At 29.9% G+C, this 9886-nt stretch carries 12 protein-coding genes and 1 pseudogene; 7 read left to right on the top strand and 6 right to left on the bottom strand.

Annotated features, from left to right (window positions below):
* Both ACKVOV_RS05115 and ACKVOV_RS05110 read right to left on the bottom strand, forming a co-directional pair.
* Positions 1-549: 3-hydroxyacyl-CoA dehydrogenase family protein (locus ACKVOV_RS05115; protein ID WP_409205688.1), on the bottom strand; the 549-nt coding region annotated here is incomplete at its 3' end.
* Between the two features lie 41 nt (positions 550-590).
* Positions 591-1556 (bottom strand): Gfo/Idh/MocA family protein, encoded by a 966-nt coding sequence (locus ACKVOV_RS05110; RefSeq protein WP_409205687.1) that lies wholly within the window; start codon positions 1554-1556, stop codon positions 591-593.
* Between the two features lie 129 nt (positions 1557-1685).
* Between ACKVOV_RS05110 and ACKVOV_RS05105 the strand changes: the two genes are divergently transcribed.
* Together ACKVOV_RS05105 and ACKVOV_RS05100 are read left to right on the top strand one after the other, a co-directional pair.
* The gene (locus ACKVOV_RS05105) at positions 1686-2327 is read left to right on the top strand and encodes a protein-L-isoaspartate(D-aspartate) O-methyltransferase (protein WP_409205686.1); all 642 of its coding nucleotides are present in this window, start codon (positions 1686-1688) and stop codon (positions 2325-2327) included.
* A 96-nt stretch (positions 2328-2423) separates the two neighbouring features.
* Positions 2424-3071, top strand: a complete 648-nt coding sequence (locus tag ACKVOV_RS05100; protein WP_409205685.1) for a PAS domain-containing protein — start codon at positions 2424-2426, stop codon at positions 3069-3071.
* 55 nt (positions 3072-3126) lie between these two features.
* Here ACKVOV_RS05100 and smpB read toward each other — a convergent pair whose 3' ends face one another.
* Entirely contained in the window at positions 3127-3582 is a 456-nt protein-coding gene (gene smpB / locus ACKVOV_RS05095; RefSeq protein WP_409205684.1) for an SsrA-binding protein SmpB, read from the bottom strand.
* A 148-nt stretch (positions 3583-3730) separates the two neighbouring features.
* Between smpB and ACKVOV_RS05090 the strand changes: the two genes are divergently transcribed.
* From ACKVOV_RS05090 to ACKVOV_RS05080, 3 genes are all read left to right on the top strand, one after another.
* Positions 3731-4345 carry an outer membrane beta-barrel protein gene (locus tag ACKVOV_RS05090; protein ID WP_409205683.1) on the top strand — a complete coding sequence of 205 codons (615 nt, stop codon included), beginning with the start codon at positions 3731-3733 and terminating at the stop codon, positions 4343-4345.
* A gap of 240 nt (positions 4346-4585) precedes the next feature.
* Positions 4586-6091, top strand: coding sequence for a S8 family peptidase (locus ACKVOV_RS05085; protein WP_409205682.1), 1506 nt, complete (start codon positions 4586-4588; stop codon positions 6089-6091).
* An 88-nt stretch (positions 6092-6179) separates the two neighbouring features.
* A complete protein-coding gene (locus tag ACKVOV_RS05080) occupies positions 6180-6404 on the top strand; it encodes a VF530 family DNA-binding protein (protein WP_409205681.1) in 225 nt (74 codons plus the stop codon).
* Here the strand turns inward: ACKVOV_RS05080 and ACKVOV_RS05075 are convergent.
* The 3 genes from ACKVOV_RS05075 to ACKVOV_RS05065 form a co-directional block, all read right to left on the bottom strand.
* A complete protein-coding gene (locus ACKVOV_RS05075) occupies positions 6401-6952 on the bottom strand; it encodes a DUF3575 domain-containing protein (protein ID WP_409205680.1) in 552 nt (183 codons plus the stop codon). The genes ACKVOV_RS05080 and ACKVOV_RS05075 overlap by 4 nt on opposite strands.
* Before the next feature lie 178 nt (positions 6953-7130).
* Positions 7131-7682 (bottom strand): GNAT family N-acetyltransferase, encoded by a 552-nt coding sequence (locus ACKVOV_RS05070; protein ID WP_409205679.1) that lies wholly within the window; start codon positions 7680-7682, stop codon positions 7131-7133.
* 4 nt (positions 7683-7686) lie between these two features.
* Positions 7687-8535 (bottom strand): aldose 1-epimerase family protein, encoded by an 849-nt coding sequence (locus ACKVOV_RS05065; RefSeq protein WP_409205678.1) that lies wholly within the window; start codon positions 8533-8535, stop codon positions 7687-7689.
* 183 nt (positions 8536-8718) lie between these two features.
* Here ACKVOV_RS05065 and ACKVOV_RS05060 point away from each other — a divergent pair, with 183 nt between their 5' ends.
* Complete coding sequence (locus tag ACKVOV_RS05060) at positions 8719-9000, top strand: hypothetical protein (protein ID WP_409205677.1); 282 nt, start codon at positions 8719-8721, stop codon at positions 8998-9000.
* A gap of 118 nt (positions 9001-9118) precedes the next feature.
* Positions 9119-9886, top strand: a pseudogene (locus ACKVOV_RS05055) (M1 family peptidase); the annotation flags it as partial.

Below are 9886 nucleotides of genomic sequence, written 5' to 3'. Positions count from 1 at the left end.
ATAATCATTTACTTCGGTAGGTGTTTTTCCTAATTTTACAGATAAATCCATGATTGTTTTAGTCACTTCGTTGGTTGTATTATAACCACGAATGATTTCGACTAATTTCATAATTGGCACAGGATTCATAAAGTGCATACCAATAACTCTTTCTGGATGCACCACCGAAGCAGCAATTTGTGTAATTGAAATGGAAGAAGTGTTGGTTGCTAAAATAGTATTATGATCGCAAACATCACTTAATTGCTTGAAGATATTTAGTTTTAGAGTTAAATTCTCGGTAGCTGCTTCAACGACTAAATCGCAACCTGTAACACCATCTTTTATATCGGTATAAGTGATAATGTTTCCGATGGTTTTGTGTTTGTCTTCTTCTGTAATTGTTCCTTTAGCAACCATACGGTCTAGGTTAGCTGCAATGGTTGCAATTCCTTTTTCGAGCGATTTTTCCGAAATATCTATTAGTTTTACTGTAAATCCTGATTGTGCAAAAGTATGTGCAATTCCGTTGCCCATGGTTCCTGCTCCAATTACTGCTATGTTTTTCATTATTTGATATTAAAAGATTTAAAAATTTAAGAATTGAAAAATTATTTTTCCATACAATTTATTATCTGGTATGCTACTCGTAAAGCATCAGTTGCTTGCTCTAAAGTAACTACAGGAGTTGTATTATTATTGATGGCATCTGCAAAAGATTCTAATTCGTCCAAGATAGCATTATTAGGTTCTACCGATGGATTTTCGTAATAAATTTGTTTTTTTACGCCTTCAGCATTTTGTAAAATCATATCGAAATCTCCTGGAGTTTCAGGGGCATCTTTCATTTTTACTACTTCACAAACTTTATCTAGAAAATCGACTGAGATGTAAGCATCTTTCTGAAAAAATCTTGATTTTCTCATATTTTTCATCGAAATTCTACTCGCGGTAATATTAGCAACACAACCATTTTCAAATTCAATTCTAGCATTGGCAATATCTGGAGAATCACTGATTACCGAAACGCCACTTGCTGAAATATGCTTCACTTTCGAGTTTACGACACTCAAAATGGCATCAATATCGTGAATCATCAAATCTAAAACTACGGGAACATCAGTCCCGCGAGGGTTAAATTCTGCTAAACGATGCGTTTCGATAAACATTGGATTTTTTATTTGGTTTTTAACCGCTTTAAATGCAGGATTAAATCTCTCTACATGTCCAACTTGCCCTTTTATATCAAATTCTTTAGATAGAGCTATAATTTCTTCAGCTTCTTCGACAGTAGTTGAAATAGGTTTTTCTATAAAAACATGTTTGCCAGATTTGATAGCAACTTTAGCACATTTATAATGAGAAAGTGTTGGTGTAACAATATCGATTACATCGACAGCATGAATTAATTTTGCAATAGTATCAAATTGTTTGTAACCAAATTCTGCTGCTATTTTAGCACCATTTTCTTGATTTTCGTCATAAAAACCTACTAATTCGTATTTTTCAGATTGTTGTAGCAATCGTAAATGTATTTTTCCGAGGTGACCAGCACCTAAAACGCCAACTTTTAGCATAAAAATGTATTTTGAACAAAAATAGGAATTAATTGATAATTGCTTCTTCAATTCGTGAAAAATTACTCACATCATTATTGATAATTGCCAATTTGTTTTCTAAATTTACAAAAAATAATACCCTTAAAATTGAAAGATACATCGAAACATCAAGGACTTCGTAATCAGTTAGTAGCCACTTTGAAACAAAAAGGAATTACTAACAAAAGTGTGTTAGACGCTATTAGCAAAATCCCGAGACATCTTTTTTTGAACTCTAGCTTTGAGGATTACGCATACCAAGACAAAGCTTTTCCTATAGGAGCAGGACAAACCATTTCACAGCCTTATACAGTAGCTTTTCAAACAGAATTGTTAGAGGTTAAAAAAGGAGATAAAGTACTAGAAATAGGCACAGGTTCTGGTTATCAGACGGCTGTCTTGTGTACTATTGGAGCTATTGTATATAGTGTAGAACGCCAAAATGAATTGTTTAAAAAAACATCCTTGTTGTTACCAAAATTAGGAATTAGAGCAAAGCACTTATCTTTTGGTGACGGTTATAAAGGATTGCCAAATTATGCTCCGTTTGATAGTATTATAGTAACTGCGGGTGCCCCAGAAATACCAAAAGCTTTAATGTCTCAGCTAAAAATAGGAGGAAGGCTTGTTATTCCTGTAGGTGAAAATATTCAAATCATGACACTTATTATTAGAAAAGGCGAAACCCAATTTGAAAAACACGAGTTTGGAGATTTTAAGTTTGTACCATTGTTGGAAGATAAAAATTAATTTTTTCTTTCTTATGATTTTTATCATTTTTTACAAATAAGACTATAATTACTTTTGCCACATCAATTTTTAGTATTACAGTTAAAAATAAAAAGTATGAGCGAAGAAGTAAACAATTTTGGAAACAAAAAACCAACACCTATTGACAAAGAAGTTTCGTGGGATAAAACTCAAACTATAATGAGTAAAACCGATCTTTATGGAACCATAGAATATGCTAATGAGACTTTTGTAGATGTTTGTGGTTATGAAGATTATGAATTAATGGCACAACCACACAATATTATTAGGCATCCAGATATGCCAAAAGTTGTATTTAAAGTGCTGTGGGATAATATAAAACAAGGTAATAAATTTCATGGTATTGTAAAAAATTTAGCAAAATCTGGACGTTATTATTGGGTAATTACAGATTTTGAATATTTAAGAGATGCAGATGGAAATATCGTCAATTATATTGCCAGACGAAAATCAGTTCCACAAGCAGTTATTACAAATCATATCGAGCCATTATATAAAAGATTACTTCAAATAGAACAAGCAAGTGGTATAGATGCCAGCGAGAAATATTTGATAGGATTTTTAGAAGAAAAAGGATTAAATTATGTCGATCTTGTGACAAAATTAATGATTGATAACGAAAAATTACAGCAACCCTCTTTTGAAGAAGTTAAACAAAATGTTGAATATGAAGAGGAAGAAGAGGAAAGAAGAGGATTTTTTAGCAGATTCTTCGGAAATTAAGATGCCTATTTTTTTACAAAAAGCCGATAATTTAATATTATCGGCTTTTTGTATTTTATTTGAATTCTTTCTTAATTCTATCTATATCTCTTTTAGTATCTTGTTCTTTTAGAGATTCTCTTTTGTCATAGGTCTTTTTTCCACGACACAAACCAATGTCTAGTTTTGCTAATCCTTTCTCGTTAGTATGTAATTTGAGAGGAACAATAGTTAGTCCTTTTGCTTGTACGTTTTTAGATAACGTTTTTAACTCTCTCTTTTTTAGTAACAGTTTTCGTTCACTTCTGGATTTGTGATTAAATTGATTTCCAAAAGTATATTCTTCAATATAAGTGTTTATTGCAAAAAGTTCGTTGTTACTAAATTCACAGAAGCTATCAGTAATGTTAGCTTTCCCTAAACGAATAGATTTTATTTCGGTTCCAGCCAAAACAATTCCAGCAGTATAGGTCTCTAAAATTTCGTAATCGAATTTAGCTCTTTTATTAAGTATGTTGACAGTTTTTAACATGATATTGCAAATGTAACAACAAAAAATGAATACAAACAAAATTTTACTTTTTTTAGTTCTCAAATACTTTTTAACCTATGATTTTTATCAGTTTTTTCGACTTTTTGTATACTTACTTTTGACATATAAATTTTAAATAACATTAAAAATGAAAAAGATTTTATTGATTGCAGGTTTTGCATTATTTGGTTTCTCAGCAAATGCACAAGAGGAAAGTACAAACAAAGGTTTGGAAGGTACTTTTTGGGTTGCTGGACAAGTTTCATTCGATTCTTCTAAAACCGGAACCTCTAAAACAGATTCTAATATGATTTTACCTATCGTAGGTTATTTTATTGCTCCTTCAACAACGATTGGTATTGGAGTTGGTAACATAAGCTCGAAAGATGTAAATACTTTAGGTGTGACAACTGCTCAAAATAGTACATTTGTTGTTAAACCATTAATTAGAAAATATTGGAATGTAACTGGAGGATTGTTTTTCTATGGTCAAGTTGCTGCGCCAATTATGATTGGTAAAGAAAAAATAGCAGATAGTAAAACATCATCTTTTGCTCTAGAAGTAGCGCCTGGATTTGATTATATTATAAATAAATGGATGACTGTAGAAACTTCATTTACAATTTTAAATGTTGGATCATCAACATCTACTCCAAAAGTAGGAGATAAAACTACAAATTTTGGATTTAATGCAAACCCAATGAATTCTGTTGCCGATAGACAATTAGGAAATTTACAAGTTGGAGTTAAGTTTTTGTTTTAGATTATAAATTTAAATAGTATTTAAATTTATAAAAGGTCTTTATTCATAATTGGATAAAGGCCTTTTTATTTTATTAAAATAAGAAAAAGTATAAATATATAAAACTAAAATATTGAATTTAGTTTGCATTAAATTCAATATTTTGTAATTTGTCGATGTATTTTGTAATTTGTCGGTTTTGTTGTTAATGGTATTAAAATGTTATTACATTCGTAATGTAACCCAAAAAAAACTAACAAAATGACAAAAAAAATTTTATGTTTTCTTGTTCTTGCCTCAATTGCGTTTTCATCATGTACAAAGGAAGACTCGATAGATGATTCAATAGTAATTGATGCCTCACAAAAAGATCCTTTATCTGCTCAACAAATTAATGCAAAAATAGATGAATCTTTTAGTGTTAAAGGTTCTTTTAACTGGAAAGAAGCTTCAAATCATTTATTATGGAGCGCTATGGTTCAAGGTCAAAATATAGCAACAATTGGTTTTGGAAATTCTGCATCGGATTTTGATAGAAGTAAATCATCAAATAATCAAAAAATTCAAAATGATTTACTTGCAATTATTAAGAAATACGAAGGAAAAGAATTAGAAAAAATATTAATCTCTTCAGACACTTACTTAAATTTAATAGATGTAATTATTGAAAAACAGGAAACTGTGATAGCCTTAAGAAAAAGTAATTATTTACGATACTTAGAGCCTTCAGGATATAAATATTTTGAGGTTAAAAATCAGTACTCGAAAAGCACACTATCTTCCTCAGGATGTGGGCTAGAATCTTCAACTTTAAGTTCTTCAGATTACACTATAATAGCTCCTAATGCATTAGCCCCTTGGACATTTTATAAACACAATATCCCAAGTGCTTGGAGTTATAGTACAGGAGCTGGAGTAACTATTGGAGTCGTAGATACGGGAGCTTCCACTGTAAATTCGCTTTTAAATTCAAGTTTTAATGATGGTTATTCTTCAGGTAGAACCGTTCAAAAATATGGCGTTTATGTAGATTCTATTTGGCCATGGAGTACAACAACCGATGGAGAAAATGACAAATGTGGTCATGGTACAAGTATGTCATCTGTTGCTGCGGCTCCACGAAATGATAATGGTCAACCAGTTGGTGTAGCTTATAATTCTAATCTTATTACTTATAGAGCCGCATCAAATGTCGTTCTTGACGGCTATCATGAACAAAATGGAGTTAAAAATGCTTTTACAGGTTTAGCAAACAATGTTAATGTAAAAATAATCTCAATGTCTATGGGACATATCTTCTCTGTAGGAAAAATCGAAGACGGAATAAAATATGCCTATAGTAAAGGAAAATTAATTTTTTGTGCTGGAGGGACTTCAACAGATTTTACAACATTTGTAGGGGTTATTTTTCCAGCCTGGATGGCTGAAACTGTTGCAGTAACAGGTATAAAAGAAGCTTCTACTTACCAAGCATGTGATGTTTGTCATACAGGAGGTAAAATAGATTTTACTATTATGATGCAAAGAGCAGGTACTGGAAATACAGTTCCTGTAAATAGTTATAATGAAGGTCAAGGAGATTATGTAGGTGGTTCGTCCGTTGCAACTGCTACTTCAGCAGGGATTGCGGCTTTGGTTTGGTCTAAGCATCCAGCATGGACACGTGATCAAGTTTTAACAAAAATGCGTCAATCATCTCATTTGTATCCTAATAAAAATTCAGAATTTGGTTACGGAATGTTAGATGCTTCATTAGCTGTTCAATAAATAGGTGTAAACTAAATTTTAAAATACAAACCATCAAAGGAAACTTTGGTGGTTTTTTTATTGAAATTTTTAATGCTATTTTTGTTTTATGGAAACTAATAAATCTAAAGATCCACTTCACGGAATTACACTTCAAAATATTCTAGAAAAACTAGTTAACTATTATGGTTTTGATACTTTAGGAGAGCTAATAAATATAAAATGTTTCAGAGAAAATCCATCTATAAAATCGAGTTTGACCTTTTTGAGAAAAACAGATTGGGCAAGAAAAAAAGTAGAAGAATTATATATTAAAACAATACCTAAATTTTAATTAATTAAATAGCAAATCATAATTCCACCACGATAAGGTAAGAATTCCCCACTTTTATTAAAGTTTTTGGCTCCATCTAATCTTTCGTTAGTTACTAAATCATATCCTTTATAAAAAGCTTGTTGGCTTCCACCTCCAACAAAAATGTCAAGCATAATTTTTTTTGTAATCTTTTTTTCATAACCAATAGTTACTCCTACAAAATAATTAAATCCTTTTTGATAATAATTGGTATTTGAATAATTCCATTTTTGCAGTTTAAAAAGGCTTCCGCCAAGGTTAGTTCCAATATAAAAACCATTGTAATTTTCTTTAAAATAATATCTTATTTCTGGGGTAACAATTGCAAATTGAAGAGGAGCATTGTTTACCGATTTCCAAAAGGAAGCTGCTATATCTACTTGAAAAGTAAGGTTTTTAGAAACTGATGTTTCAATCCCAATATTTGGAACAAGAACAAGTGTACTTAATCCGTTTATTTTTGTATAAGTTTGACCTTGAAGTATTCCTGAGAATAATAAAAAAAGGAGATGAAATTTATTTAACATTGGCACTAATAATCTAATGCTAAAGTAATTAAAAAACACCTCCTTTTTTAAGTTTTTATACTATAAAGTATATTTTGCTCCAAAATAATAATTTCTACCTGGAGAATTTATTCCTGAAACAAAAGTTCTGTATTGAATATCTAAAAATATTTTCAAGACCGAATATATTTGCAAATGCTTAGGAATTATTTAAAATGGAATATATAACGGTATCTAAAAACTTTCCATCATAAAACTCATTTTGTAAAATATGTGCTTCTTTTACAAAATTATTTTTCTCTAAAACTCTTGCTGATGCAGTATTGTCTGGATCTATAATTGCTTCTAACGAATGCATTTTCATGTCATCAAAACCATACTTTATCATGAGTTCTATAGCTTCGGTAATAAGTCCTTTTCCGTGATATTCAGGTAGCAACATATAACCAATTTCGGATCTAAAATGTTCCCATCGTATTCTGTAATGACCTATAATTCCTATCATTTTAGGGCTGCCTTTTAATGTAATTGCCCAATTTATTCCTTCGTTTGTCTCTATTTTGTCTTGAATCATCTTTATGTGATCCATTGCTTCATCAATAGATATAACTAATGGTCGGGGAATATATTTCATAGTTTCTGGATTACTTCTCAGCTCAAAAATTTCGTTTACATCATTAGAAGTTATTTGTCTTAATAGTAATCTTTCAGATTCTAAATTCTGAAATGGGAGGAATGAAAATGCGCTCATTATGTTATAAAATTTCGATTGAAAAAGAGGTGTTAAATGTACTATTTATATCTAATATTTGAATTCCTTTTTTATCAAATATATTATTATTTGAATTTTTATCATCAGCATAGCCAAACCATGGTTCAATACATAAGAAAGGAGCATTTTTCTTTGTCCAAATTCCTAGATTTGGAAAACTTTCAAGATTAATTTTTAAGTAAGGATTATTATTTTTAATAATGATTAAGCCTTTTGATTTGAATTCTTTAAAGACTAAAGCATCTTTTTCAAATAATGAATAGGTAAGCGGTAAAGTTTTATTTTTTAAATTGATGGTTCTCGTTTTTCCTGAAAATTGCTCATCTTCCAATTCGTGAGTTGTTAAGCTATCATCGTTATCAAATTGTAAAGTATAATTTTCAAAACTAGAATCTATTGCAAATGCTGGATGAGCTCCTAAAGAGAAAGGCATTTTTTGCTTAGAATTATTCTTTACTAAATAAGAAATGATCAATTTATTTCCGACTAAAGTATAGCAAATTTGTAATTCGAATAAAAAAGGATATTGTACTAAAGTTTCTTTATTGTCACACAAAGAAAAGGTTACCGATGAATCAGTTTTATTAACAATATCAAAATCATAATTTCTTGCAAAACCATGTCTTGATAATGAATAATGAATATTGTTTAACTTATAAAAATCATTTTTTAGCCTTCCAACAATAGGAAATAAAACTGGAGATGTTTTGTTCCAGAACGCTTCATTTATTGTCCAAATGTAATTTTTATCGTTTTTACTTAAAACCATCAATTCTGCTCCAACAGAGTTAATTTTAGCATTTATAATTGTATTTGAAATATCTATAGTCATTGGCCATCCTATTTTAAAATAAAGTAGGGTAAATATATTTTATTTTGTTACAAGTTGATAAATAAATATAGGCTTAGTTATTACTAATTATTATTTTTAACTTTGTTTTTTATTTTTTTATAAAAATATTTTACTATTTTTATAAAACCCTAAAAACATCATTAATAAATTAACAAAATAGTCATGGATACAAATTTTGAAATCATAGAAAAAGAATTAATTGATCAATTACATTTTCCAGTGGCTGATGTTTTAGATGATAAAGAAGAAATTAATCAAAGAAATCTAGATTTAGATAGAGCCTTGTCGTTGGGGAATTTAGAACATTCTAAGATTAAAATTTATTTTGAAGATGATCAATCTAAAAAAGTCGTAGAAACTACTATTTGGGGTGTTACAGATAAAAGAGTGATACTAAAACAAGGAGTTGTAATTCCTATAAATCGAATTTATAAATCTATTTAAGATACAAATGTATTGTCATAAAAAAGGCATCAAAAATATTTTTGATGCCTTTTTTAACATTTTTTTGTAACAAAAAAAAGAAAAGTTACTCTAATTTTAACAATCAAAAAAAAAGCAAATGAGATCAAACATGATTAAAGGATTATTTATTTCCGCATTATTTTTCGGGAGTAATTTAATTTCAGCACAACAAGCAACAAATTATAATTATCATGATGCCTTTGCACCTGGTTTTTATACTAAAAATGCGACTGAAACACGTTCGGCAAGTGGTCAGCCAGGAGCAAAATATTGGCAAAATAGAGCTGATTATTCGTTAACGGCATCACTTAACGAAGCTAAAAATGAGATTTCAGGATCAGCGTTAGTGACTTACACAAATAATAGCCCAGATAAGTTAGGATTTCTTTGGATGCAATTAGATCAAAATTTGTTCAAAAAAGACTCTCGAGGAAATGCAGTTATTCCTGTTAAAGGTAGTAGAAACGGTGCTAAAGGAGAAGATTTTGATGGAGGTTATAAAGTTAATTCTGTTAAGGTTATTGCAAATATAAATGGAAAATCTGTCGAAACAAATACTAAATTTACTATCATAGATACTAGAATGCAGGTCGATTTACCTCAGGAACTAAAAGCAAATGGAGCAAGCGTAAAACTTAAAATAGATTATTCATTTGTTTCTCCTCTTTATGGCTCAGACAGAATGGGAGTTCAAGATACAAAAAATGGTAAAATTTTTACAGTTGCTCAATGGTATCCTAGAATGTGTGTGTATGATGATGTAAAAGGTTGGAATACTTTACCGTATTTAGGAGCAGGAGAATTTTATTTAGAATATGGAGATTTAGAAGTAGCCATTACAGCACCAGCAAATCATATTGTAGTT

It is taken from the genome of Flavobacterium sp. (assembly GCF_046153165.1).
Classification (GTDB): domain Bacteria; phylum Bacteroidota; class Bacteroidia; order Flavobacteriales; family Flavobacteriaceae; genus Flavobacterium.
Note: the sequence above shows the minus strand (reverse complement) of the source record. Positions and strands in the feature narration are given on the sequence as shown.

Bases quoted from the DNA above. Each gene is read 5' to 3' on its own strand.
- ACKVOV_RS05060 (WP_409205677.1), top strand. From the start codon at position 8,719: ATGGATACAAATTTTGAAATCATAGAAAAAGAATTAATTGATCAATTA.
- ACKVOV_RS05100 (WP_409205685.1), top strand. From the start codon at position 2,424: ATGAGCGAAGAAGTAAACAATTTTGGAAACAAAAAACCAACACCTATT.
- ACKVOV_RS05065 (WP_409205678.1), bottom strand. From the start codon at position 8,535: ATGACTATAGATATTTCAAATACAATTATAAATGCTAAAATTAACTCT.
- ACKVOV_RS05075 (WP_409205680.1), bottom strand. From the start codon at position 6,952: ATGTTAAATAAATTTCATCTCCTTTTTTTATTATTCTCAGGAATACTT.
- ACKVOV_RS05080 (WP_409205681.1), top strand. From the start codon at position 6,180: ATGGAAACTAATAAATCTAAAGATCCACTTCACGGAATTACACTTCAA.
- ACKVOV_RS05085 (WP_409205682.1), top strand. From the start codon at position 4,586: ATGACAAAAAAAATTTTATGTTTTCTTGTTCTTGCCTCAATTGCGTTT.
- ACKVOV_RS05110 (WP_409205687.1), bottom strand. From the start codon at position 1,556: ATGCTAAAAGTTGGCGTTTTAGGTGCTGGTCACCTCGGAAAAATACAT.
- smpB (WP_409205684.1), bottom strand. From the start codon at position 3,582: ATGTTAAAAACTGTCAACATACTTAATAAAAGAGCTAAATTCGATTAC.
- ACKVOV_RS05090 (WP_409205683.1), top strand. From the start codon at position 3,731: ATGAAAAAGATTTTATTGATTGCAGGTTTTGCATTATTTGGTTTCTCA.
- ACKVOV_RS05070 (WP_409205679.1), bottom strand. From the start codon at position 7,682: ATGAGCGCATTTTCATTCCTCCCATTTCAGAATTTAGAATCTGAAAGA.